At 68.0% G+C, this 23,166-nt stretch carries 23 protein-coding genes; 17 read left to right on the top strand and 6 right to left on the bottom strand.

Annotation, left to right across the window (positions count from 1 at the left end):
- The first annotated feature begins 64 nt into the window (after window positions 1-64).
- Complete coding sequence (locus J2X09_RS25040; protein ID WP_204734512.1) at window positions 65-403, top strand: hypothetical protein; 339 nt, start codon at window positions 65-67, stop codon at window positions 401-403.
- Between the two features lie 91 nt (window positions 404-494).
- Here the strand turns inward: J2X09_RS25040 and J2X09_RS25035 are convergent, their stop codons facing one another.
- Window positions 495-1,409, bottom strand: a complete 915-nt coding sequence (locus tag J2X09_RS25035; protein ID WP_204734513.1) for a LysR family transcriptional regulator — start codon at window positions 1,407-1,409, stop codon at window positions 495-497.
- 101 nt (window positions 1,410-1,510) lie between these two features.
- Here J2X09_RS25035 and J2X09_RS25030 point away from each other — a divergent pair, with 101 nt between their 5' ends.
- The gene (locus J2X09_RS25030) at window positions 1,511-2,155 is read left to right on the top strand and encodes an NAD(P)-dependent oxidoreductase (protein ID WP_204734514.1); all 645 of its coding nucleotides are present in this window, start codon (window positions 1,511-1,513) and stop codon (window positions 2,153-2,155) included.
- Window positions 2,156-2,308: 153 nt separating this feature from the next.
- On the opposite strand, the gene J2X09_RS25025 is transcribed toward J2X09_RS25030, so the two are convergent.
- Window positions 2,309-4,474 carry an acetoacetate--CoA ligase gene (locus J2X09_RS25025; protein ID WP_204734515.1) on the bottom strand — a complete coding sequence of 722 codons (2,166 nt, stop codon included), beginning with the start codon at window positions 4,472-4,474 and terminating at the stop codon, window positions 2,309-2,311.
- A 121-nt stretch (window positions 4,475-4,595) separates the two neighbouring features.
- Between J2X09_RS25025 and J2X09_RS25020 the strand changes: the two genes are divergently transcribed.
- The 8 genes from J2X09_RS25020 (at window position 4,596) to fahA (ending at window position 12,098) form a co-directional block, all read left to right on the top strand.
- Complete coding sequence (locus J2X09_RS25020) at window positions 4,596-5,636, top strand: SMP-30/gluconolactonase/LRE family protein (protein WP_204734516.1); 1,041 nt, start codon at window positions 4,596-4,598, stop codon at window positions 5,634-5,636.
- 80 nt (window positions 5,637-5,716) lie between these two features.
- Entirely contained in the window at window positions 5,717-6,415 is a 699-nt protein-coding gene (locus J2X09_RS25015) for a TetR/AcrR family transcriptional regulator (RefSeq protein ID WP_204734517.1), read from the top strand.
- A gap of 25 nt (window positions 6,416-6,440) precedes the next feature.
- Window positions 6,441-7,382, top strand: a complete 942-nt coding sequence (locus J2X09_RS25010) for an ABC transporter substrate-binding protein (RefSeq protein ID WP_204734518.1) — start codon at window positions 6,441-6,443, stop codon at window positions 7,380-7,382.
- A 35-nt stretch (window positions 7,383-7,417) separates the two neighbouring features.
- Entirely contained in the window at window positions 7,418-8,185 is a 768-nt protein-coding gene (locus tag J2X09_RS25005) for an ABC transporter ATP-binding protein (RefSeq protein ID WP_204734519.1), read from the top strand.
- Between the two features lie 131 nt (window positions 8,186-8,316).
- Window positions 8,317-9,060, top strand: coding sequence for an ABC transporter permease (locus J2X09_RS25000; protein ID WP_310309680.1), 744 nt, complete (start codon window positions 8,317-8,319; stop codon window positions 9,058-9,060).
- Window positions 9,057-9,833: an ABC transporter permease gene (locus J2X09_RS24995; RefSeq protein WP_204734521.1), complete on the top strand. Its 777-nt coding sequence runs from the start codon at window positions 9,057-9,059 to the stop codon at window positions 9,831-9,833. Before J2X09_RS25000 ends, J2X09_RS24995 begins: the two co-directional genes overlap by 4 nt.
- Before the next feature lie 43 nt (window positions 9,834-9,876).
- Window positions 9,877-10,683 carry a cyclase family protein gene (locus J2X09_RS24990; protein ID WP_204734522.1) on the top strand — a complete coding sequence of 269 codons (807 nt, stop codon included), beginning with the start codon at window positions 9,877-9,879 and terminating at the stop codon, window positions 10,681-10,683.
- An 89-nt stretch (window positions 10,684-10,772) separates the two neighbouring features.
- Window positions 10,773-12,098, top strand: coding sequence for a fumarylacetoacetase (gene fahA / locus J2X09_RS24985; protein WP_204734523.1), 1,326 nt, complete (start codon window positions 10,773-10,775; stop codon window positions 12,096-12,098).
- A gap of 7 nt (window positions 12,099-12,105) precedes the next feature.
- Here fahA and J2X09_RS24980 read toward each other — a convergent pair whose 3' ends face one another.
- Both J2X09_RS24980 and J2X09_RS24975 read right to left on the bottom strand, forming a co-directional pair.
- Window positions 12,106-12,558 carry a DUF5990 family protein gene (locus J2X09_RS24980; protein WP_204734524.1) on the bottom strand — a complete coding sequence of 151 codons (453 nt, stop codon included), beginning with the start codon at window positions 12,556-12,558 and terminating at the stop codon, window positions 12,106-12,108.
- A 19-nt stretch (window positions 12,559-12,577) separates the two neighbouring features.
- Window positions 12,578-13,267: a TerC family protein gene (locus J2X09_RS24975; RefSeq protein WP_204734525.1), complete on the bottom strand. Its 690-nt coding sequence runs from the start codon at window positions 13,265-13,267 to the stop codon at window positions 12,578-12,580.
- A gap of 215 nt (window positions 13,268-13,482) precedes the next feature.
- On the opposite strand from J2X09_RS24975, the gene J2X09_RS24970 reads away from it, so the two are divergent.
- On the top strand, window positions 13,483-14,778 hold the full coding sequence (locus tag J2X09_RS24970; protein ID WP_204734526.1) for a solute carrier family 23 protein: 1,296 nt from the start codon (window positions 13,483-13,485) through the stop codon (window positions 14,776-14,778).
- A gap of 24 nt (window positions 14,779-14,802) precedes the next feature.
- Here the strand turns inward: J2X09_RS24970 and J2X09_RS24965 are convergent, their stop codons facing one another.
- Window positions 14,803-16,071, bottom strand: a complete 1,269-nt coding sequence (locus J2X09_RS24965; protein ID WP_204734527.1) for an AsmA-like C-terminal region-containing protein — start codon at window positions 16,069-16,071, stop codon at window positions 14,803-14,805.
- A gap of 142 nt (window positions 16,072-16,213) precedes the next feature.
- Here J2X09_RS24965 and J2X09_RS24960 point away from each other — a divergent pair, with 142 nt between their 5' ends.
- From J2X09_RS24960 to J2X09_RS24935, 6 genes are all read left to right on the top strand, one after another.
- A complete protein-coding gene (locus J2X09_RS24960) occupies window positions 16,214-16,636 on the top strand; it encodes a hotdog fold thioesterase (protein ID WP_204734528.1) in 423 nt (140 codons plus the stop codon).
- A 225-nt stretch (window positions 16,637-16,861) separates the two neighbouring features.
- Window positions 16,862-16,996 carry a hypothetical protein gene (locus J2X09_RS24955; RefSeq protein ID WP_310309678.1) on the top strand — a complete coding sequence of 45 codons (135 nt, stop codon included), beginning with the start codon at window positions 16,862-16,864 and terminating at the stop codon, window positions 16,994-16,996.
- Window positions 16,997-17,019: 23 nt separating this feature from the next.
- On the top strand, window positions 17,020-17,832 hold the full coding sequence (locus tag J2X09_RS24950) for a PIG-L deacetylase family protein (protein ID WP_204734529.1): 813 nt from the start codon (window positions 17,020-17,022) through the stop codon (window positions 17,830-17,832).
- Between the two features lie 15 nt (window positions 17,833-17,847).
- Complete coding sequence (locus tag J2X09_RS24945) at window positions 17,848-18,675, top strand: class I SAM-dependent methyltransferase (RefSeq protein WP_204734530.1); 828 nt, start codon at window positions 17,848-17,850, stop codon at window positions 18,673-18,675.
- A gap of 476 nt (window positions 18,676-19,151) precedes the next feature.
- Window positions 19,152-20,438 (top strand): glycosyltransferase family 4 protein, encoded by a 1,287-nt coding sequence (locus J2X09_RS24940; RefSeq protein WP_310309694.1) that lies wholly within the window; start codon window positions 19,152-19,154, stop codon window positions 20,436-20,438.
- 104 nt (window positions 20,439-20,542) lie between these two features.
- Complete coding sequence (locus tag J2X09_RS24935) at window positions 20,543-22,789, top strand: heavy metal translocating P-type ATPase (RefSeq protein ID WP_204734532.1); 2,247 nt, start codon at window positions 20,543-20,545, stop codon at window positions 22,787-22,789.
- Here the strand turns inward: J2X09_RS24935 and J2X09_RS24930 are convergent.
- The gene (locus J2X09_RS24930; protein WP_204734533.1) at window positions 22,781-23,134 is read right to left on the bottom strand and encodes a hypothetical protein; all 354 of its coding nucleotides are present in this window, start codon (window positions 23,132-23,134) and stop codon (window positions 22,781-22,783) included. The genes J2X09_RS24935 and J2X09_RS24930 overlap by 9 nt on opposite strands.
- Between the last annotated feature and the right edge of the window lie 32 nt (window positions 23,135-23,166).

Genomic DNA, 23,166 nt, shown 5'->3' with positions numbered 1-23,166 from the left:
GGCGAGCGCGGCCGTCCATGAGCAGCGCCCTGCCACGCCAGGACAAGGCGACGAGGAGACTGGGGTGCTGTCCAACGTGATTCTGTTGCTGTCGGTGGTCGCGCTGCTCTTCCCCATGGGGTTCTTCGCCCTGGCCACGCCACCGCTGCTGATCCTGAAACACGACACCCCCCTGGACGGGCGTTTCGTGCGCGGCATGTTCCACCACTACTACGCGGTCATCATCGTGGCCGCCAGCGCCAGCGCGGTGGCCCATGCGGTGCTGGGTCGCATGACGACGGCATTCGCGCTCGGTGGTGTCGCCGCGGTCGTGTTCGCCATACGGCGCTGGTTCCTCCCTCGCATGGACGCACTGCGAGAAGCCATCGCGGCCGACGAGCCCGGCGCCATCTCGCGGTTCTAGCGGCTGCATGTCATTGGCATGCTGCTCAACCTGGTTCAACTGGGTGTGGTGGGCTTTGGCATGGCGAAACTGATCACGGTCTGAGTGCGGGTCAGACTGCCCGTGCCGCGAAATGCTGCTGTAGAGCCTGCAGTGCGTGCCGCACCTTGGCCGGCTGCTCGTCTCGGCGCGGCGTGACGGCGAACACCGCCGCAGGTTCCAGCCGCCAGTCCGGCAGCACGGGTGCGAGCCGGCCCTCGGCCATGGGCTGGCGCACGTCGTCGGCCATGCCCACATACAGGCCCCAGCCCGCCACCGCCATCGCCTGCAACGCCGTCACCTGCGAAGCGAGCAGGCGTGGCTCGGCGCGCACCTCTTCCCGGGTGCCTTGCGGTCCCTGAAAGCTCAGGACGTCCACGGCACCACTGCGCGGTGGCAGGCCCAGCCAGTCGTGGCCCGCCAGTTCGCCCGGGTGGCGCGGCCAGCCGCGTTCGGCCAGGTAGCGCGGCGCCGCACACAGCTGGCGCTGGAGTTCACCCAGCCGGCGCGCGACCAGCGCCGAATCGGTGAAGCGGCCCACGCGCAGGGCCAGGTCCACGCGCTCGCCGATCAGGTCGATCGGCGTGTCGTCCAGCAGCAGGTGCAGGCGCAGGCGGGGGTGGCGGCGCAGCGGTTCGAGCGCGGTGGACAGCAGTTCCCCGAAACCGATGGGCGCGGCCAGGCGCAGCTCACCCTCGGGCTCGTCGCGCAGGCGTTCCAGGGCCTGGTCGGCGCTGCGGGCCTGGGCCACCATGGCGGCGCAGGCCGGGTAGTAGCGCTCGCCCGCCTCCGTGAGCGTGATGCGGCGGGTGGAGCGGTGCAGCAGCACCAGGCCCAGCGCGGTTTCGAGCAGGCGCAGCTGCTGGCTCACGGCCGATGGCGTGCTGCCCACGCGGCGCGCGGCGGCGCTGATGGAGCCGCTGTCGACGATCTCGGCGAACAGGGCCATGCGCTTGAGCTTGTCGGTCCAGGCGGTGGCGTCGCTCATTTTGTAGATTTTCTAAATAAAGATAGACGATTCTGCCGTCTATCGGTCTCTTTGTGTAGGTGGGACACTGGATACATCTCAACTGTCTCAGGAGCCTTGTCATGAAGATCGCCCTCATCGGTGCCACCGGTTTTGTCGGCAGCGCCTTGCTCACCGAACTGCTTTCGCGCGGCCACGCCGTGACCGCCCTCGCCCGCCACCCCGAAAAAATCGCCGCGCAGCCGGGGCTGCAGGTGGTGAAGGCCGACGTGACCGACGCCACCCAGGTGGCGCGCGCCGTCGCTGGTCACGACGCTGTGGTGAGCGCTTACAACCCGGGCTGGGGTGAGGCGGACATCCACCGCCTGTTCGGCCTGGGTTACGACGGGATCCTGGCGGGCGCCCGGCAGGCGGGCGTGAAGCGTGTGCTGGCGGTGGGCGGTGCGGGCAGCCTGGAGGTGGCGCCCGGGTTGCAGCTGGTGGACACGCCGGAATTCCCTGCCGAGTGGAAGCAGGGTGCGCTGGCGGCGCGCGATCTGCTGACGCGCCTGCGTGGGGAGACCGAACTGGAATGGACTTTCGTGTCGCCCCCCATCGCGCTGGCCCCGGGCGAACGCACGGGGCAGTACCGCACGGGTGGCGACCAGCTGTTGCCTGGTGCTGGTGAGGCGCCGGCCGGCATCTCGGTGGCCGATCTGGCGGTGGCGATCGTGGACGAGGTGGAGAAGCCGAAGCACGTGCGTGCGCGTTTCACTGTCGCGAATTGAATGTCCTTTTCCGTGCGTTGGCGAGAAAGGCCGGAGGCAAGGGGGTACCCGGCTCCGCGGCTGTCCCCCGGGGCGGCGGCACCAGCCGCCGGGGGACAGTCGCGGAGCAGAGCGCCCGGTGCTTGCGAGCCCGCGAGGTGCAAGCACGCAACCCTACGCAACAGAGCGCGAAGCCGCAAACCTCACATACCAGTCCAGGCACCCCGGATTCGCCATCGCCTCGCGGTTGATGACCTTCTCCAGCGACTGCCCGAGCAAGAGCTTCTTGATCGGCAACTCCTGCTTCTTGCCCGACAGCGTGCGCGGAATCTCCGCCACCTGGAACACATCGTTCGGCACGAAGCGTGGCGACAGCGCGGTCTTGATGCTGTCGTTGATCCGCGCCTTCAGCGCCGCGTCCAGCACGATCCCCTCGCGCAGCACCACGAACAGTGGCATGTAACTCTCGCGGCCGAGGTACTCGAGGTCAACCACCATCGAGTCCATCACCTCGGGCAGCGCCTCGACCGCGCTGTACAGCTCGCTCGTGCCCATGCGCAGGCCGTGCCGGTTGATGGTGGCGTCGGAGCGGCCATAGATGACACAGGACCCATCGGCGCCAATGCGCAGCCAGTCGCCATGTCGCCACACCGCGCCGGTCTCGGGGCCGAGATCCCCCCCGCCGGGCTTGCGTCCCTGCCCAGGCGGGTACATGTCGAAGTAGCTGCCGATCAACCGCTTGTTGTCGGCGTCGCCCACGAAGTACAGCGGCATGGACGGAATGGGCTGCGCGCACACCAGTTCGCCCACCTCGTCGATCACCGGCTGTCCCTGCTCGTTCCACGACTCGACCGCGCAGCCCAGCAGGCGGCACTGCATGCGGCCCGGGGTTTGCGGCAGGTCGCGGTTGCCACCAATGAAGGCCCCTGCGAAATCGGTACCGCCACTGATGTTGCACCACCAGATGTCGCCCCCATGCTCCGCCGCTGTGCGGGTCGCTGCCCCCCGAGGGGGCTGATCCGGCTGGGGGCGGCCCGGCGCCCGATCGTCCTTCTGCACCTCGTTCTTCGCGATGCGGTGGAACTGCTCGGTGCCCCAGCGCTGCGCGTCTTCCGACAGCGGTGAGCCAGTGGTGCCGAGCGCGCGCACGGCGGAGAGGTCGCCACAGGTGGCGAGGTCCACGCCGGCCTTGAGGCAGTTGGCGAAGAACGCGGCGCCGGCGCCGAAGAAGGTCACGCCCTGTTCGGCGGCGAAGCGCCAAAGCGTGGTCCAGTCGGGCCGCTCCTTGCTGCCGCCGGGGTTGCCGTCGTAGATGACGCAGGTGGTGCCGTTGAGCAGGCCGCTGGTCTGCGCGTTCCACATCACCCAGCCGGTGGAGCTGTACCAGTGGAAGCGCTCGCCCCAGCTGTTGGGCTGGTAACTGCAGCCCACGTCGTTGTGCAGCACCTTGAGCGCCAGGCCCACGATGACCGTGCCACCATGGCCGTGGACGATGGGCTTGGGCAGGCCGGTGGTGCCGCTGGAATAGACGATCCACAGCGGGTGATCGAACGGCAGCCACATGGGCTCGAAAGCGGCGGTGGCCACGTCGTCGCGCGCGGTGGCGGCCGCGAAACTGGTGCACGGTGCGGCGGCCTGCAGCGCCTGGGCCTGCGCGGCCTCGCCTTCGGCGAGGTTGGCGTGCAGCACCACATGCCGCACGGTGGGCAGCGCCGCGCGCAGCTCGGCCACGACCGCCAGGCGGTCGTGGTCGCGTCCGCCGTAGCTCACCCCATCGCAGGCGATGAGCACCACCGGGTCGATCTGGCGGAAGCGGTCGAGCACGGCGTTGGTGCCCATGTCGGGTGCGCAGATGCTCCACACCGCACCCAGCGACACGGTGGCGAGGAACGCGACCATGGCCTCGGGAACGTTCGGGAGGTAGGCGGCGACACGGTCGCCCGGCTGCACGCCCTGCGCCTGCAGGTGCTGCGCGAGCGAGGCGACCTGGCGGCGCAGTTCAGGCCAGCTCAGTTCGACGTGCCGGCCCTTCTCGTTGCGACTGACGATCGCGACAAAGCCCGCTTCGTGCGCTGGCTGCACATGGCGCAGCACCTGTTGCGCGTAGTTCATGCGCGCGCCGGTGAACCACGATGCCCCGGGCATCACGTTCTTCGCGAGCACCGCCGTGTGCGGTGTGGGCGAGCGCAGATCGAAGTAGTCCCAGATGCTCTGCCAGAAGCCATCGAGGTCGGTGATGGACCAGCGCCAGAGGTCGTCGTAGCTGTCAAAGCGCAGGCCACGCTGCTCGGCGAGCCACTGCTGGTAGAGGCGGATCTGGGGCACGTAGGGGGCGGACATGCGGCGAGCTTATTCGCCGCATCGCCACGCCGCGCCTAGGGTTTGTACGGTTGTACAAGAAACGGGCAGACCCGTTCAATGCGGTGCACCGCCGCAGCCTGCGGCGCATCCAGGAGCCCGCATGCCTTCATCGCACAACCCGCTGGACGGCTTCGAGGTGGACCGCGCCGCGATCCGTACCATCGGTCACGACCTGCAGCGGCCCGAGTGCATCCTGGCCGAGCGCGACGGCACGCTCTGGGCCGCCGATGCGCGCGGCGGCGTCACGCGCATCGCGGCCGACGGTTCGCAACGCTTCATCGGCCAGCGCGCCGACGAGCGCTTCGCCACAGCGGCACACGCTTCGGCCGGTGACATGGAGGCCAAGTACACGCAGGGCACACTGCCGAACGGCCTCGCGTTCGCGGCCAACGGTGACGTGCTCATCTCCAACTTCGGCACCGACCGGCTGGAGGTGATGACCCGCGACGGCCAGACCCGCACGCTGCACGACACCATCGACGGCCAGCCGATCGGCAAGGTCAACTTCGTGCTGCGCGATTCGAGGAACCGCATCTGGCTCACCGTGTCCACCCGCGTGAACCCGTGGACGGCGGCGGCCAGCAGCCGCGTGCGCGACGGCTACATCGCCGTGGTGGACGAACGCGGCCTGCGCGTGGTGGCCGACGGTTTCCACTTCACCAACGAGGTCCGGCTCGACGCGCGCGAGGAGTGGCTTTACATCGTGGAGACCACCGGCCCGCACATCTCCCGCATGCGGGTGGTGGAGTCGGCGCAGGGCGTGGGTCTGAGCGGGCGCGAGGTGTTCGGGCCGTCGCACCTCGGCGGCTTTCCTGACGGCATCGCGTTCGACGCCTTCGGCAACCTGTGGTGCACGCTGGTGATGACCGACCAGCTGATCGCGCTCACACCGCAGGGCGACAGGCGTCTGCTGCTCGACGACGGCAACCCCGAAGCGTCGAGGGTGCTGCTCGCGCACATGAACGATGGCACGCTCACCGCCGAAGACATGCTGCGCGCGCGCGGCACGCTCGCGCCTTGGATGGCCAGCGTCACCTTCGGCGGACCGGACCTGCGCACGGTGTACATCGGCAGCCTGATGGGCACCACGATCCCCTTCTTCACCTCGCCCGTGGCCGGCTTGCCGATGGTGCACTGGTAGCGCACCTGTGGAACACCTGCGCAACCGGCAAAGGGTTTGTACGGGTGTACAACAAGTTTGAACACCTGTTCAATATCGCCATGCCCGTACGCAAGCCAGCCCCCGCGACCGCCCGCCGCAAGAGCGAAGCCGCTCCCCGGCCCGACCGCCAGCAGGCCATCCTGCTCGCGGCCGAGAAGCTGTTCGCGCAGCGCGGCTACCACGCGGTGACGATCCGCCAGATCGCCGAAGAAGCGGACGTGCCGCTGGCGCTGGTGGCCTATTACTACGGACCGAAGCAAGACCTGTTTCACGCTGTGTTCGCGCACTGGGGCCACACCATCGACGAGCGCCTGGCCGCGCTGGACGCGGTGCCGAAAGACCCGGCGGACCCGCAGACGCTCACGCGCATCGTCGAGGCCTTCGTGTTCCCCGTGATCCGCATGCGCTCCAGCCCCGAGGGCCAGTTCTACGCCCAGCTCGTGGGCCGCGAACTGGCCTACAACAGCGAGGAGTCCGACCGCGTGCTGCGCGACTTCTTCGACCCGATGGCCAACCGCTTCATCGATGCACTGCACGAGGTGCTGCCGCATGGCACGCGCGCCGAAGCCGCCTGGGGTTACCAGTTCGCGCTGGGTTCGCTGCTGCACCACCTGGTGGACGACCGCATCGCGCGGCTCTCCGGCCACATCAACACACCGAGCGACCCCGCCGCCGCCGAACGGCTGGTGCGCTTCATCGTGGGCGGCCTGCGCGCCGCCCTGCCCGTGCCCGACAAGAAGACTTCAAAGAAGCGTTAGCCCCCCCACCCCGAAGGAGACACACATGAAACGTCGCACCGCCCTGGCCGCACTCGCGTCCCTCCCCGCCGCCGCGAGCCTGCCGGCATTCGCGCAAAGCACCACGAAGATCGTGTTCGGCTACACCGCCGTGACCGACTTCGCCTCGGTGTTCGTCGCCGCCGAGAACGGCTACTTCAAGAAGCGCGCGCTGGACGTGGAACTCAAGTTCATCCCGATCAACTCCACCATTCCCGCCGCCGTACAGGCCGACTCGCTGCAGATCGGCGGCCCCACGCCCAGCGTGTTCCTGCAGTCGGTCGACGGCGGGCTGGACCACGTGGTGGTGGCCGGCGCGGGCGTCACGTCCAAGACCATCACCGGCTTCGGTCTCGTGGCCCGGGCCGGCAGCGGCATCCGCAAGGCGCAGGACTGCGTGGGCAAGAAGATCGGCGTGCCCGGCCTGGGCGCCTTCCTGCACGTGACCTTCCGCGCCTGGCTCAAGAGCCAGGGTGTGGACTACACCAAGGTGAACTTCGTGGAAGCCGCCTTCCCGCAGCACGGTGACCTGCTGCGCGGTGGCTCGGTGGATGCCGTGGTCAGCGCCGATCCGTTCATGAGCCGCATCACGGACACCGGCGTGGGCTACGTGGCGTCGTACTACTCCACCTTCCTGCCCGAGAACCAGCCCACCATCATCCACGTGGCGCGGCGCGACTGGGTGGCGAAGAACCCCGCGGCGGCGAAGTCGTTCCGCGAAGCGGTGCAGGAGGCCGCGGCCTTCATGAACCAGCCGAAGAACGACGCCGCCGTGCGCGCCGCCATCGGCAAGTACATCAAGCTGCCGCCCGAAGTCATCGCCAAGGTGCAGATCTCGCCCCCCGGCCCGGTCGTCACCGAGAAGCAGCTCACCTACTGGGTCGACCTGATGAAGGACCAGGGCATGCTGAAGACGGTGCCCGACGTCGCGCGCCTGATCGCCAAGTGAGGCACGCCACGCCCCACGCCAGCGCGCCGTCGACCATGACCGATTCCGTTTTGCACTTCGACCGCGTTGCCATCGAGCTCGGCGGCCGGCAGATTCTCTCGCCCGTCGAGCTCACGGTGAAGCGCGGCGAGTTCGTGTGCGTGATCGGTCCTTCGGGCTGCGGCAAGACCACCCTGCTGCGCGCCGCCGCTGGCTTCGTGACGCCCAGTGGCGGCAGCGTGCGCCGCAAGGGCGCACCCATCACCGGTCCCAGCCGCGAGGTGGCCTTCGTGTTCCAGGACTACGGGCGCGCCCTGCTGCCCTGGCGCACGGTGCAGGCCAACGTGAGCCTGGCGCTGGAAGCCGCGAACGTGCCGGCCGCCGAACGCCCGGCGCGCATCGCGCATGTGCTCAGGACCGTGGGGCTGCAGGCGCACGCCCAGAAGTTTCCGGCGCAACTCTCGGGCGGCATGCAGCAGCGCGTGCAGATCGCGCGCTGCCTTGCGCAGCGGCCCGACGTGATGCTGATGGACGAGCCCTTCGGGGCGCTCGACGCGATGACGCGCGAGACGCTGCAGGACGAACTCGCCCGCCTGGTGCGCGAAGAAGGGCTGACCGTCATGTTCGTCACCCACGACCTGGAAGAGGCCCTGTACCTGGGCGACCGCGTGATCGCGCTGCGCAGCAACCCCACGCCCGAACTGCCCAGCCTGGCCGCGCTGATCGACGTGCCGTTGCCGCAGCCGCGCGACCAGCTCAGCACCAAGGAACACCCGGAGTTCCTGCGCCTGCGCCGCGAGCTGTACCACTACTTAGGACATTGAATGCCCCCCGCAGCGCCGGAGGCGCTACCCCCCACGGGGGGCAACACCAGAGGCCCGGCAAAGCCGGTTCCTCGGTGTTCCTGGACGGCGTCACTTCACGCCGAGAGCTGGATATCGAGATGAAGATTCGAATGAAATCCCTCGCCTTTCCGGCGTTGCTGATCGGCGCGCTGGAGGTCTGGGCCCGCACCACCGGTCAGGGCAGCGACGCGATCGCGCCACCCAGTGCCGCGCTGCGCGCCTTCTGGGGCGCGGCCATGGACGGTTCGCTGTTCCAGGCCACGGCGTTCACGCTGGGCACGGCCGCGCTGGGCCTGCTCATCGGTGCGCTCGGCGGCCTTCTGCTGGGCACGCTGCTGGGCCTCTCGCGCCGCGCGGCGCGGCTCGGTTTCCTGAGCGTGGAGGTGGCGCGCCCGATTCCTTCGGTGGCGCTGATTCCGCTGGCCATGCTGGTGTTCGGCTTCGGCCTGCGCATGGAGCTCAGCGTGGTCGCCTTCGCCTGCCTGTGGCCCATGCTGGTGCTCACGCAGGCGGCGGTGCAGCAGGTGGAGCCGCGCCTGCTGGAGGTTTCGCGTGCGCTGGAGCTCACGGCCTGGCAGCGCTTCGCCTGGATCATCGGCCCGGCCATCGTGCCGCGCCTGTTCGTCGCGCTGCGCCTGGGGGTGGCGATCGCGCTGGTGGTGGCCGTCACGGTGGAGATCGCGGCCAACCCGCACGGCATGGGCTACGCGATGATGATCGCGCAGCAGAGCCTGGACCCCGCCCTCATGCTGGCCTGGCTGGTGTGGATCGGCGTGGTCGGCTACCTCATCAATGCCAGTGCGCTCGCGTTGCAGCACCGCGTGGCGCGCGCCATGGGGGAGCAGGTCGCATGAAGAACACCCACCGCACCCTCACGGCCGTCGGCAACGCATCGGGCTCGGTGCTCGTGCTCGGCGCCTTCATCGCCCTGTGGTGGATGGCCAGCACCAGCGGCTGGGTGAACCGCGCCTTTCTGCCCACGCCGCAGGCCACGCTGCAGAGCCTGCTGCAAGGCCTCGCCGGCGGCGAACTGGGCGCCTACACCTGGGCCACGCTCACCCGCATGTTCAGCGGCTGGGTGCTGGCCAGTGCACTGGGCATCGCGCTGGGCGCGCTCATCGGCAGTTCCGGGCGGGCTCGCGAGTGGATCGCCCCCACCCTGGAGTTCATCCGCCCGCTGCCCGCCTCGGCCGTCATGCCCCTGGCCATCGCGCTGTTCGGCCTTTCCGGCGGCATGGTGCTGGCGGTGGTGGCCTTCGGCGCGATGTGGCCGGTGCTGCTGGCCACACTGCATGGCCTGGCCAACGTGCACAGGCAGCTGCGCGAGGTCTCGCGCTCGCTCGAACTCAGCCACCTGGACTTCGTGCTCAAGATCGGCCTGCCCAACGCCATGCCCGACATCCTGGCCGGCATGCGGCTGTCGATGACGGTGTCGCTCATCGTCTCGGTGGTGGGCGAGATGATCGCCTCGCAACCCGGGCTGGGCCAGGCCATCCTGCTGGCCGCCCGTTCGTTCCAGGCCAGCGAGCTGTTCGCCGGCATCGTGCTGCTGGGCGCCATGGGCTTTGCCAGCAACGTGGTGCTCGCCCTGGCCGAACGCTCCCTGTTGCGCTGGCAACGCCCCTGAACACCAGCACTCACTGCCCCACATCGCCCCACCGGAGAAGACCATGCCCCGCCAATTCGTCGACCTGTCCATCTACCTTGAAAACGACGTGCTGAGCGATCCGCCGGCGTTCGCGCCCAAGATCCAGTACTTCACGCACGAGCACACCTTCGAGCAGATCGAGCCCTTCTTTCCCGGCCTGAAGAAGGAAGACCTGCCCGATGGCGAAGGCTGGGCTGTGGAGCTGGTGCAGCTCTCCACCCACAACGGCACCCACCTGGACGCGCCCTACCACTTCCACTCCACGATGGACAAGGCGCTGGGCGACAAGAAGCCCGCCATCGCGATCCACGACGTGCCGCTGGAATGGTGCTTCCAGCCCGGCGTGAAGCTGGACTTCCGCCACTTCGCCGACGGCTACGTGGTGACCGCCGCCGACGTCGAAGCCGAGTTGAAGCGCATCAACCACACCATCAAGCCGCTGGAGATCGTGGTCGTGAACACGCGTGCCGGCTCGCGCTACGGCAACAACGACTATGTGAGCGCCGGCTGCGGCATGGGCTACGAGGCCACCATGTACCTGCTGGAGCGCGGCGTGCGCCTGACCGGCACCGACGCCTGGAGCTGGGACGCGCCGTTCGTGCACACCGCGCAGAAGTACGGTGAGACGAAAGACGCCTCGCTGATCTGGGAAGGCCACAAGGCCGGGCGCGACATCGGCTACTGCCACATCGAGAAGCTGCACAACCTGGAGGCCCTGCCGGCCGACGGCTTCTTCATCAGCTGCTTCCCGCACAAGATCCGTGGCGCCTCCGCCGGCTGGACGCGCGCGGTCGCCATCTTCGACGACGCCCTTCAAGCCACTGCATAGCCTCCACGCTCCGCCGCTGCCCCTCAGGAGGCCGATCCGGCCTGGGGCGGCCCGGCGCCGGACCGTCTTTCTTGCACACAGGAATCCTCATGGAACTGAACCACACCCACGACGCGAACACCCGCAGCTGGCTCGAATCGGCCAACGCACCGGGCACCGATTTCCCGATCCAGAACCTGCCCTTCGGCGTCTTCCGCCGCAAGGGTTCGAGCGAGACCTTCCGCGGCGGCGTCGCCATCGGCGACCAGGTGATCGACCTCGCCGCCATCGCCAGGGCCGGCGCCGTGTCGGGCGCGGCGGCGGTGAAAGCGGTGAACGCCTGCGCGGGCGATGCGCTCAACGACTTCCTGACCATGGGGCCCGCCGCATGGCGCGCGCTGCGCCATGCGCTGTTCGATCTGCTCAAGACCGGCGCCAGCGGCCCCGGCGTGAACGCGCTGCGCGCCAGCCTGGTGCCGCAGGCCGAGGTGGAACACCGCGTGCCCACGCGCATCGGCGACTACACCGACTTCTACACCTCCATCCACCACGCGCGCAACGTGGGCCGCGTGATCCGCCCGGACGATCCACTCACCCCCAACTTCCAGTGGATTCCCATCGCCTATCACGGCCGCGCCTCCAGCGTCGTCATCAGTGGCACCGCGTTCCACCGCCCCATGGGCCAGGCCATGGCACCGGGCGCGAGCGCGCCTGTGTACGGCCCCTGCCGCCGGCTCGACTACGAGCTGGAAATGGGCTTCTACGTCGGTCCCGGCAACGCCCTCGGCACACCGATTCCACTGACCGAGGCGGAAGACCACATCTTCGGCATGTGCCTGCTCAACGACTGGTCCGCGCGCGACCACCAGTTCTGGGAAATGAACCCGCTCGGCCCCTTCCTGGGCAAGAACTTCTGCACCACGGTATCGCCCTGGATCGTGACGATGGAAGCGCTCGCGCCCTACCGCGTGCCCTTCGCGCACCCGGCCGACGAGCCGCAGCCCCTGGCCTACCTCGACAGCCCCGGCAACAGCGCGCAGGGCGGCGTCGACGTGCAGCTGGAAGTGCGCCTGGAAGCGCGCGCGCACCGCGAACGCGGCATCGCGCCCGACCGCCTCTCGGCAACCAGCTTCCGCCACCAGTACTGGACCATCGCGCAGATGCTGGCGCAGCACACCGTGGGCGGCTGCAACCTGCAGCCCGGCGACCTGCTCGGCACCGGCACCATCTCGGGCCCCACTCCCGCCGAGGCCGGCGCCATCGTGGAACTCAGCGCTGGCGGCACGCGCGACGTGCCCCTGCCCGGCATCAACGCGCAGCGGCGTTTCCTGGAAGACGGCGACACGGTGATCCTGCGCGGCTGGTGCGAGAAACCGGGTGCGGCGCGCATCGGCTTTGGCGAGAGCCGGGGCGAGGTGCTGCCGGCGGTGGGGTGATGGTCGGCTAGGGGTGACCAACCAGGCGCCACTGGATCAGGGCCGGCGCGACGCTCGCACACACCGGTCCTCCGTCGCGCGCCATGCCATGGAGGCATGCCTCGATCGCGCGGTCGGCGTCGCCCGTTGCGGCGGCCACGAGATCGCCTGGCATGCCCGCCAGCCTGATCTTCGCCCGGCGCGCCCAGGGCGTGTCGGGCTGGCCTGCGTAGGTGCCTGAATTCAGGTAGATGAAGCGGTCGGCCGGTGTGCCTTGCGCGAACGGGCCCCGGTAGTTGAACGAGCCGTCTGGCAGCGCGGGTCCGAGAGACAGGGTGAGGGCGAACGACAGGCGGTCGGGCGTCGATGCGTACGGTGACAGCAGGCCATCGCGGCCATGCTGCACGGCGAACACCACCCCCGGGAGCGGGGCTGTGACGACCAGGATGATCTGGAGTTCGGAGAGCGTTCCGGTCTGCATGGCCTCACAGTGTAGGCAATCAGGCATGCGCCTTGCGCTCGGCCCGGGCCTGCATGAACTTGCCCAGGCCCACCACCAGCACCGCACCCGTGGCCGCCGCCACGTAATGCAGCCAGGGATGGGCCATGGTGTAGCCGTGCACCAGGGTGTCGTTGACCACGGTCTCACCGCCCACCCAGCCGATCAGCGCGGCGCCCAGCGTGACGATGATGGGAAAGCGCCCCATGAGCTTGATCATCAGCGTGGAGCCCAGCACCACCAGCGGAATGCTGATGGCCAGACCCAGGATCAGCAGCACCATGTTGCCCTGCGCGGTCGCGGCCACCGCGATCACGTTGTCCAGGCTCATCACGAGGTCGGCGATGAGGATGGTGCGGATGGCGGCCGCCATCGTGCCGGTGCCTTTGTGGTGCGCCTCATCGCCGTCGTCGTCGCCGCTGAGCAGCTGGTAGCCGATCCACAGCAGCAGCACGCCGCCGATGATCTGCAGGAAGGAGAGTTCCAGCAACTTGGCCGCCACCACCGTGAGCACGATGCGCAGCACAACGGCCGCGCCGGAACCGAACATGATGGCCTTGCGTTGCTGCTCCGGCGGCAGCGAGCGCGCGGCCAGCGCGATCACCACCGCGTTGTCGCCCGACAGGATGATGTTGATCCAGATGATCTTCATCAGGCCGATCCAGAAGTCGGCGGTGTAGAGAAATTCCATGGTCGCTCCAGCGTTTCAGATTGGGGGGATGGAGGCACTGTAGGAGTGAAAAACGGCCGCGGTCATTCGTGGTTCTGCGTAAACTTTTTGCGATTTCGGCACGAGACTTAAGAGAGTTAAGCCTGGGGGCAAAAAGCAGGCTTTGAAGGCACAATGCCTGCCGGCGCGAGGGCGCTTTTTCCACAACACAACGACAAGGAGACCGTGCGATGGGCATGTTCAACTGGACCGAAAAACCCGCATCGACGCTCGCCCACGGCGGCGTGATCGCACCCGATGAACGCCTGCCCTGGCCCCAGACGGGCGTGATGGGCGTGCAGCACCTGATCGCCATGTTCGGCGCCACGGTGCTCGCCCCCATCCTCATGGGTTTCGACCCCAACGTCGCCATCCTCATGAGCGGCATCGGCACACTGATCTTCTTCATCGTCACGGGCGGCAAGGTGCCCAGCTACCTGGGTTCGAGCTTCGCCTTCATCGGTGTGGTGATCGCGGCCAGCGGTTACGCGGGTCCGGGGCCCAACGCCAACCTGGGCGTGGCGCTGGGCGGCATCATCGCCTGCGGCCTGGTCTACACCGTCATCGGAGCCATCGTGCAAGCCGTGGGCACCGGATGGATCGAGCGCTTCATGCCGCCGGTCGTCACCGGCGCGGTGGTGGCGGTGATCGGTCTGAACCTCGCGGGCATCCCCATCAAGAACATGGCGCCCACCGGCTTCGACGCCTGGATGCAGGGCATCACCTTCGTCTGCGTGGCGCTGGTCGCCGTGTTCACCAGCGGCATGCTGCAACGCCTGCTGATCCTCATGGGCCTGATCATCGCCAGCCTCATCTATGCCGTGCTCACCAACGTGCTGGGCATGGGCAAGCCGCTGGACCTCTCCGGCATCGCCAACGCCGCATGGTTCGGCATGCCCAATTTCAGCGCCCCGGTGTTCGAGGCGAACGCCATGCTGCTGATCGCGCCGGTGGCCATCATCCTCGTGGCGGAGAACCTGGGCCACATCAAGGCCGTGACCGCCATGACCGGCCGCGACCTGGACAAGTACATGGGCCGCGCCTTCATGGGCGATGGCGTGGCCACCATGGTGGCCGGCAGCGCGGGCGGCACGGGCGTGACCACGTATGCCGAGAACATCGGCGTGATGGCCGCGACCAAGATCTACTCCACCGCGATCTTCCTCGTGGCCGGCCTCATGGCCGTGCTGCTGGGCTTCAGCCCCAAGTTCGGCGCGCTGATCCAGGCCATTCCTCTCGCGGTGATGGGTGGCGTCTCCATCGTGGTGTTCGGTCTGATCGCCGTGGCCGGCGCGAAGATCTGGGTCGACAACCGCGTGGACTTCTCTGACAACAAGAACCTGCTGGTGGCGGCGATCACGCTGATCCTGGGCACCGGCGACTACACGCTGAAGTTCGGCCAGTTCGCGCTGGGTGGTATCGGAACCGCCACCTTCGGCGCGATCATCCTGTACGCCCTGCTCAGCCGAGGCAAGGCGCCCGCCAGGCGCTGAAGCACCCCGCGGGGCGCCGCCCAGTCAGTGGCGCGGCGGTTCGGGCTGCGGCCTGGGCGGGCCGCTCACCACGCCGCCGATCTTGGCGCCCAGCACGGTGCCGATGCCCGGCAACACCGCCGTGCCCACCGCGGCGCCGGCGATGGTGCCCCAGGCGATGCTGAACTCGGGCTTGCGGGTCGGGCCCTGGGCTGCAAAGGGCACGTCGACCACGCCTCCGGCGATCTCCAGGCGGCCTTGCGCGGCAATCTGCTTGCGGTGAAGCGTGGCCTGGCCAGAGGCCGTGTAGTTGCCCGCCACCGCCTCCACCTGGGTGAACACGGTCTTCAGGCCATGCCCGGTGTTCTGCGTTTCCATGACGCCGGTGAGGCTATCCAGCGGAGTCTCGCCCGCGCGGTCCTCGCCGAGCGACTTGACCGCCTTGTCCATGTCAAAACGCAGCAGCTTCGCGCGCTCCACCTTGAGCACGCTGCGTGTGTGCAGCGAGCGGAACAGCTCGCTGACGGTGTCGCCCTGCGCGCGCAGTTCGGTCTCGCCCGACGCGCGACCGCCGATGGGCGAGCGGCGGTGGAAGGCATCGAGCAGCGCGGCCACGTCGACGTCGCGCGGCGCCAGTTCGCCCGTCAACGTCATGCGCCCCTCGGCCGACGTCGTCAGCCTGGCCTGCCCGAGTGCCGATCCGCCGGCGGCCTGCACGCGCAAACGGTAGATGTCCGCACCCTCGACGGTTCGGCCGTCGCGCGTGGCGTCCAGCGTGGCGGGCGGCTGCACATCGGGGCGCAGCAGCCGCGCGCGCTGCGGCAGGCGGTCTGCGTCGAACACGATCTCGCCGTCGTACACCACGGGAATGCCGCTGTAGGAGATGTAGGTGACGTTGGTGAACGACACCGCACGCAACTCGACGTCGCCACCGCCTGGTGGTGTGACCCTGCCCCGGTAGGCAGCCAGCGCGTTGCGTGGCACCACGGCGCCATCCAGCTCCACCCGGTCGATGACCAGTTGCCTCTGCAACAAGGGCATGAGCTGCGGGTAGACGGCAATGCGCCTGACGCGAAGCGCTTCCGGCTGCTCCGTGTGCGCGTCCAGCACCTCCACCATCGGCAGGCCCAGCACGCGCCAGCGCACCGCGCCGACCACGAGCTTCTGGCCCAGCCGTTCCTCGAACGTCGCTTCGATGCGTCGCGCGAGCGCGTCCTCGTCGGGCATCCACGCCCACACGGCCAGGCATGCGGCGGCCAGCAGCCCCACCAGTACGGTTGCGGCGGTGGTCCAGCGGCGGGTGTGGGCGGTCATGGCGTGCGCTTTGCTCCCACGTTCCATGTTCCGCGCCAGCCGCCCGGCTGTCTGTAGGCGTTTGCCGCCTCGGCCTGTGGGCGGCGGCGAAGGCAGCCAGCCCGTTTGCCTATAGTTGACCGCTCAACGACTGGAGAACCCCTTGAGCATCTGGAAGAAAGCCATCTCCGTCGAGGAGCTCACCGCCATCCACAAGGACACGGCGGTGCAGCACCTCGGCATCGAATTCCTCGAGGTCGGGCCGGACTTCATCCGCGCCCGCGTGCCGGTGGACACACGCACCAGGCAGCCCTATGGCCTGCTGCATGGCGGCGTGAGTGTGGTGCTGGCGGAAACCCTGGGCTCCTGCGGCGCGGCCTACAGCTGCCCCGAGGGCCATCGCGCGGTGGGGCTGGACATCAACGCCAACCACCTCCGGGGCGCGACCGGTGGCTGGGTGACCGGTATCACCCGCCCGGTGCACATCGGCCGCACCACCCAGGTCTGGCAGATCGACATGACGAACGAAGCGGGCGAGCTCACCTGCGTCTCGCGCATCACCATGGCGGTGCTGGCACCCCGCTGACGCCCAGCGGCGCCATTCACAGCCCAATTTTGTGAGCGCTCACTCGCAAAACGCAAAAAAACCGGAAATCCTTAACGGTTTCCGTGTTTTGTTCTTTCGTGTCGATAGACGGTGTGACCCGACCCATGGCTTCACCTTTAACGTAACAACATGTAGCCACGTGTAATGCCTTGGTTTGCCACGGCATCCAGGCCTCCCGGACCCCGCATCACCACCTCTGTCGACATGAAAACGTCACGCGCGCGCGTTCAACTGCCCATCATCCTGGGCATCACCCATCAGGCACCCTCCTACGGGCACGGCCTGCGCCATGGGGGTATCGCCGCCGGACGCCACAACCTCGGCCATCCGGCCCCTTGATCAGCGCCAGGAAGAGTCCGTTCATGTCATCCCTCATGCACAAGCTCAAGAACAGCGTGGGATACGCTGTGAGGCAACGCACCGCCCGAGGCCTGCTGGTGGCCCTCAAGCGGGCACTGCACCGGCTGCCTTCGCGGCTGGAAGAGCCCATTCGCGCCCGTGTTCTTGTCATCGCACCCCATGCCGATGACGAGGTGATCGCGTGCGGTGGCGCGCTGCTGCGACACCGCCAGCTCGGCAGCCCGACGCGGGTGGTTTTCGCCACGGACAGTTCGGCGGGCATCCAGGATCCCGCCATCGCCCAGCAGGTTCGGAAGATCCGGTTCGACGAGTCCGAGCAGGTGGCCGCGGCCATGCGCTTCGAATCCGTCGTCCGCCTGGACTTGCCCGACGCCAGCCTGGTGCGGCACGAGGCGCCCCTGGCCACGCTGCTGGCCGACCAGATCCGGGCATTCCAGCCCGACATCATCTACTGCCCTTTCCCGGGAGACGGCCATGCCGACCATCAGGCCTGCGCCCTGGCGCTGGCCGATGCCGCGGTCGAACTTGGCTGGAAAGGCAGCATCCACGGCTATGAGGTGTGGACCGCCTTGTGGCCCAACATCATGGTCGACATCAGCGACCAGGCCGAAGAGAAAGAACGGCTCATCCGCCTCTATGCGTCCCAGATGGCGGACCGGGACTATGCCGCCGGCGCACTGGGCCTCAACCGATACCGCGGCCTTCAGCACCGCCTGGCGTACGCAGAGGCCTTCTATGCCTGCGACGCACACGAATTCAAGGCGCTGGCAGGTCTCCTGAACCAGCTGGTGCCGGAAGTTCCTCCCTCTTCATAGCCCAGGAGAAGCAACGTGCGCAGACACCTTTCACGCATCCGGCATTGGCAGGGCGTCGCCAAGTCGATGGCCATCAACACCGTTCTTTCCATCCCGTATATGCGGAAGGTGGTCACCCGGACGCACGTCACGGGCATCGACGGCAATGAGGAACAGGCGCAAATGCTGCTCCAGTTTTTTGAAGGCATGGCAGACATCCAGAACGCAGTCATCCTGGAGCTGGGGCCGGGCAAGACGCTGGAGACCTTGCAGTTCGCACGCAGGCGCGGTGCGAAGTACGTGATCGCCGCCGACGTCACCAACTATCACACCAGCCAGGCCGCCTACCGGCGCGGTGTTGACTACCGCGTGTTCGACGGCTCGCACCTGCCTTTCCCGGACAACAGCGTGGACGTGGTGTGGGGCTGCTACTGCATGCAGCACTTCCGCGATCCCCAGGCCATGCTGCAGGAGATCCACCGCGTCCTTCGCCCGGGCGGCCGGCTGATCTGTCGCGTCGACCTGCGCGACCACTACCACATGTTCGTCATCGGGCGACAGTACGACTGCCTGCGCCACTCACCACGCCTCTGGCGCTGGATGGCGTGGAACCGCTCCAGCTACGTCAACCGGTTGCGCCTGTCCGAATGGAAGCAGCTTCTCGCCAACTCGGGTTTCCACACCGATGCGTTGATCCCTCACGAGGACGTGAAATTGCTGGAGGAAAACCGCTCGCATGGGTACCTCTCTCACCTGGATGACCAGGACCTCAAGACGTACCGGTTCGACGGCAGCTTCCAGCGGGCGCTATGCCTTATGCTGGGCGTGCTTGCCAACGTGGAGCTGTTCGCCGAATACTTGTGAAAACAACCCGGGTTAGAACCTCGGGTTTTCCCCGAATACCCGCCCTCCCCACGCACCCGACCGTGTTCAGCGCCGACCGACCTGTTGACTGGTTGCAACAAGTATGAACCGCCTGTGTAGCCTGACACACTCTTGAACATCACCCCATTTGCTCTCGGCGTGCCGCTGCTTATCATCTCCCCTGTGCCTCACTCCCCCATCGGACCGGCCGACCCTTGGGTAGGAAATCGTTAGCCGGATCGGCAATCGTCCCCATGCTCTCTTTCTCTGGCCATTGCTATTCCCTGTCGACCAGATCCACCAGAACCTGCGACCTGCCCAGCTGTTTGTGCTGATTGCACCCTTTATCCGTGCGGCTACCACCCACCTCTTCCCTGGAAAGCCTGCCGTTCGGCTGGACGGGGGATGGGTCGCGTGAGAGTTTGTCGGCCGCCTTTGACACCCACACAGGGTCACCGCATCCGTGCGGGTTGCGCGTGCTCGTCGTGGCGGAACATGCCTCCCGACGCTACGGTGGAGAAGCCGCGCTGCCCATGCAGTACTACGAACACCTCCGCCGGCGCGGCATCTCTGCATGGCTGCTCACCCATGCGCGCGTGCGGCCCGAGTTCGAAGGCAGCGACATCGCCGACCATGTGATCTACGTCGAGGAGCTCCACATCCACAGCCTGTTGTGGAAGGTGGGCCGGCGGCTGCCCTCCCGCATCGACTACCTCACCACGAACTACCTGTCCCGCCTCCTGACCCAGGCCATCCAGCGTCGGCAGACCCGTCGCCTGGTGAAGGAGCTGGCGATCAACGTCATCCACCAGCCCATGCCGGTCTCGCCCAAGGAGCCTTCGCTGCTCTATGACCTGGGCGCTCCCGTGGTGATCGGTCCCCTGAACGGCGGCATGCACTTCCCGCCGGCATTCAAATCCCACGACTCCATCTTCACGCGGGCTCTGCTGCGCGGCATGCGGTGGCTGTCGAACGGGCTCAATGCCCTGGTCCCGGGCAAGCTGGAGGCGGCGCTCATCCTGGTGGCCAACGAACGCACCCGCCGCGCACTGCCACTGGGCCACAGTCCCCGTGTCAAGACGATGGTGGAGAACGGTGTCGACCTGCGGCTCTGGCGTCCCCGCGCGCCGGACGCGGCGCCACCACCCGAGCACACCCGCTATGTGTTCATGGGCCGGCTGGTCGACGTGAAACGGGTGGACCTGCTTCTGAAGGCGTTCGCGCAGGCCTGCCAGCAACAACCCATGTCGCTGCTGGTGATCGGCGACGGCCCGCTGCTGCCCGAACTCAAGCGACAGGCCGACATGCTGGGCATCCTGGCACCCGATGGCGAGAAGGTGTCTGGCGTGCACTTTGCCGGCTGGATGAGCCAGGTGGAAGCGGCCGACCGCCTGCAGACCCAGGATTGCCTGGTGCTGCCCAGCATCCGCGAGTGTGGCGGCGCCGTGGTGCTGGAGGCCATGGCGTCCAGCCTGCCGGTGATCGCGGTGCGCTGGGGTGGGCCGGCGGACTACCTCGATGACTCCTGCGGCGTGCTGATCGCGCCGGATGGTCCTGCCTACCTGACGCAGGAAATGACCCACGCCCTGGTGAAGCTGGCGCGGGATCCCGCCCGACGCCGCGCCCTGGGTGCGCGGGGCCGAGCCAAGGTGGAACAGGAGTTCGACTGGGAGAAGAAGATCGATGCCATCCTGCCGATCTACGCCCAGGCCGAGGCCGATGGAATGATGGCGGAAGAAGAGCCGCATCCGCAGCACCTGTGATCCTCGCGGCGTCATCGGTGCCGCGGACAAAGCCGCACCCGGCGTCATGGCCTTTGCGTCGCGCGGCTTGACCCCGGAGTGACTCCAGGGTCTGTAATCGGCCCATGGACCCCAGACACAACGCTGCCGAGCCCAGCGAAACCGGCTCGACATGGCTGCAGGTGCCCAGCATGTGCTGCGCAGCCGAATTCAACCTGGTTGAGAAGGAGTTGCGACGCCTGCAAGGCGTGCGCGAGGTCTCGCCCGATTTCATCCGCCGCTCGGTGCGCATTCAGCACGACGCAGTGGCCGAGCCCGAACTGGTCGCTGCGGCGGCGCGCTCAGGCTTCGAGGTGCGGCTGGGCAGCGGCGCACCGCGCGGCAAGGGCCTGGGCGCCATCGGCGTGAAGGCCGAGGCGGCCCCGGCGACCACGGGGCATGAAGACCACGCGCACGACGACAAACACGCGCACAAGGACCACGACAGCGGCCTGCATTCCCACGCCGATCACGCGCATGGCAGCGAGTCGCCGTGGAAACTGGCGCTGGGCGGGGTGCTGGCGCTGGCCTCCGAGGTGGTGGCACTGGCCTATGGGGACTCGTCCATCGGTGCCGTCGCCTTCGCGCTCGCGGCGATCGGGCTGGCCGGGCTGGACACCTACCGCAAGGGCCTGATGGCGCTGAGGCATCTCAACCTGAACATCAACGCGCTGATGTCCGTGGCCGTCACCGGCGCCGCGATCCTCGGCCAGTGGCCGGAGGCGGCAATGGTGATGGTGCTGTTCGCCATCGCGGAAATGATCGAGGACAAGTCGCTCGACCGGGCGCGGCGCGCGGTCGAGGGCCTGATGGCGATGGCGCCGGACATGGCCACGGTGCAGCAGGGCACGGCGTGGCAGGAAGTGCCCGCAGCCAGCGTGGCGCTGGGCGCGCTGGTGCGCGTGCGACCGGGTGAGCGCATCGCGCTCGACGGCACGGTGGAGGCGGGCGCGTCCGCTGTGGACCAGGCCGCGATCACAGGCGAGAGCGTGCCGGTCGACAAGGTGGTGGGCGACCAGCTGTTCGCCGGCACCATCAACCAGAACGGCGAACTGCAGTACCGCGTAAGTGCGCGTGCCGACGATTCGACGCTGGCGCGCATCATTCGCGCGGTGCAGGAGGCGCAGGCCACGCGCGCGCCCACGCAACGCTTCGTGGACACGTTTGCCCGCTACTACACGCCCGCCGTGTTCGCCATCGCGGTGGCCATCGCCGTGCTGCCGCCCCTTTTCTTGGGCGGCGACTGGATGACCTGGGTGTACCGCGCCCTGGTGCTGTTGGTGATCGCCTGCCCCTGCGCACTCGTGCTGTCCACGCCCATCTCGGTCGTCTCCGGCCTGACCGCCGCCGCGCGGCGCGGCATTCTCGTCAAGGGCGGCCTGTACCTGGAGCAGGGCCACCGGCTGAAGGTGCTGGCGCTGGACAAGACCGGCACGCTGACGCAAGGCAGACCTGTCGTGACCGACGTGGTCACCCTGCAGGGCAATGAGCACGACGTATTGGCGCGCGCGATCGCGCTGTCGGGCCGCAGCGACCACCCGGTATCACGGGCCATTGCCGCACGGGGGCCGGCTGCCCCGCTCGAAGTCAGTGGCTTCCAGGCCCTGCAGGGACGCGGTATCGAAGGGCTGATCGACAACGAGCGCCACCGGCTCGGCAACCACCGCCTGCTGGAAGAGTCGGGCGCGTGCACGCCCGAACTCGAAGCGAAGCTCGACGCGCTGGAGGCGCAAGGCAAGACCGCCGTGGTGCTGGTGCGCGGCCAGACGGCCATCGGCATCTTCGCGATCGCCGATCAGGTGCGGCCCGAAAGCGCCGGCGCCATCGCGCGGCTCAAGGCGCTGGGCGTGCACCCGGTCATGCTCACGGGCGACAACCGCCACACCGCCGAAGCGATCGCGCGCCAGGTCGGCATCGAGGACGTGCGCAGCGAGCTGCTGCCACAGGACAAGCTCAAGGCCATCGAGTCGCTGTCGGCCAACGGCGCCGTGGTCGGCATGGTGGGCGACGGCATCAACGACGCACCGGCCCTGGCGAAGGCGCACATCGGCTTTGCGATGGGCGCGGCGGGCACCGACACCGCCATCGAGACGGCGGACATCGCCCTGATGGACGACGACCCGCGCAAGCTGGCCGGCTTCATCGAACTCTCGCGCGCCACGAAAGCGGTGCTGTGGCAGAACATCGCCTTCTCGATCGGCATCAAGGTGGTGTTTCTCGCGCTCGCCGTGGTGGGGCAGGCCACGCTGTGGATGGCCGTGTTCGCCGACATGGGCGCCAGCCTGCTGGTGGTGTTCAACGGGCTGCGACTGCTGAGGCACCGCTCAGTCTGAATCCGGCTTCTCGTCGACGTGGAAGTGGTGCAGGATCCGGTGGATCACCGGCGTCATCACCAACGCCGCGCACACGATGAACACCAGGCCCGCGTAGAGCGCGAACAGCCCCGCGAAGAGCTTGCCGCCGCTGGTCACGGGCGGGTTCACCGGGCCCATGCCGCCCAGCAGCATGGCGGTGTTCAGAAAGGCGTCCATCCATGGCATCCGCTCGGTGGCGACGTAGCCCACCATGCCCATCCCCAGCGACAGGACCAGCAGCGCCACCGCAATGGAGACGTGCAAGGCCACGCGTTGGTAGAACCCCGCACGGGTCAGAAGAGGTTGGTGCCTGGCTTCGTACATGGTGTGCCCCGTCACACGGTGTGGCGCAAGGC

Origin of the sequence: Hydrogenophaga laconesensis, assembly GCF_031457235.1 — a bacterium.
GTDB lineage: Bacteria > Pseudomonadota > Gammaproteobacteria > Burkholderiales > Burkholderiaceae_C > Hydrogenophaga > Hydrogenophaga laconesensis.
Note: the sequence above shows the minus strand (reverse complement) of the source record. Positions and strands in the feature narration are given on the sequence as shown.

Excerpts from the sequence above, each read along its gene's own strand:
- J2X09_RS25015 (WP_204734517.1), top strand. The coding sequence starts at position 5,717 with ATGCCCGTACGCAAGCCAGCCCCCGCGACCGCCCGCCGCAAGAGCGAA.
- J2X09_RS24935 (WP_204734532.1), top strand. The coding sequence starts at position 20,543 with ATGGACCCCAGACACAACGCTGCCGAGCCCAGCGAAACCGGCTCGACA.
- J2X09_RS24990 (WP_204734522.1), top strand. The coding sequence starts at position 9,877 with ATGCCCCGCCAATTCGTCGACCTGTCCATCTACCTTGAAAACGACGTG.
- J2X09_RS25035 (WP_204734513.1), bottom strand. The coding sequence starts at position 1,409 with ATGAGCGACGCCACCGCCTGGACCGACAAGCTCAAGCGCATGGCCCTG.
- J2X09_RS24965 (WP_204734527.1), bottom strand. The coding sequence starts at position 16,071 with ATGACCGCCCACACCCGCCGCTGGACCACCGCCGCAACCGTACTGGTG.
- J2X09_RS24955 (WP_310309678.1), top strand. The coding sequence starts at position 16,862 with ATGAAAACGTCACGCGCGCGCGTTCAACTGCCCATCATCCTGGGCATC.
- J2X09_RS24980 (WP_204734524.1), bottom strand. The coding sequence starts at position 12,558 with ATGCAGACCGGAACGCTCTCCGAACTCCAGATCATCCTGGTCGTCACA.
- J2X09_RS24970 (WP_204734526.1), top strand. The coding sequence starts at position 13,483 with ATGTTCAACTGGACCGAAAAACCCGCATCGACGCTCGCCCACGGCGGC.
- J2X09_RS25010 (WP_204734518.1), top strand. The coding sequence starts at position 6,441 with ATGAAACGTCGCACCGCCCTGGCCGCACTCGCGTCCCTCCCCGCCGCC.
- fahA (WP_204734523.1), top strand. The coding sequence starts at position 10,773 with ATGGAACTGAACCACACCCACGACGCGAACACCCGCAGCTGGCTCGAA.
- J2X09_RS24995 (WP_204734521.1), top strand. The coding sequence starts at position 9,057 with ATGAAGAACACCCACCGCACCCTCACGGCCGTCGGCAACGCATCGGGC.
- J2X09_RS25020 (WP_204734516.1), top strand. The coding sequence starts at position 4,596 with ATGCCTTCATCGCACAACCCGCTGGACGGCTTCGAGGTGGACCGCGCC.
- J2X09_RS25025 (WP_204734515.1), bottom strand. The coding sequence starts at position 4,474 with ATGTCCGCCCCCTACGTGCCCCAGATCCGCCTCTACCAGCAGTGGCTC.
- J2X09_RS24950 (WP_204734529.1), top strand. The coding sequence starts at position 17,020 with ATGTCATCCCTCATGCACAAGCTCAAGAACAGCGTGGGATACGCTGTG.
- J2X09_RS24975 (WP_204734525.1), bottom strand. The coding sequence starts at position 13,267 with ATGGAATTTCTCTACACCGCCGACTTCTGGATCGGCCTGATGAAGATC.
- J2X09_RS25005 (WP_204734519.1), top strand. The coding sequence starts at position 7,418 with ATGACCGATTCCGTTTTGCACTTCGACCGCGTTGCCATCGAGCTCGGC.
- J2X09_RS25000 (WP_310309680.1), top strand. The coding sequence starts at position 8,317 with ATGAAATCCCTCGCCTTTCCGGCGTTGCTGATCGGCGCGCTGGAGGTC.
- J2X09_RS25030 (WP_204734514.1), top strand. The coding sequence starts at position 1,511 with ATGAAGATCGCCCTCATCGGTGCCACCGGTTTTGTCGGCAGCGCCTTG.
- J2X09_RS24930 (WP_204734533.1), bottom strand. The coding sequence starts at position 23,134 with ATGTACGAAGCCAGGCACCAACCTCTTCTGACCCGTGCGGGGTTCTAC.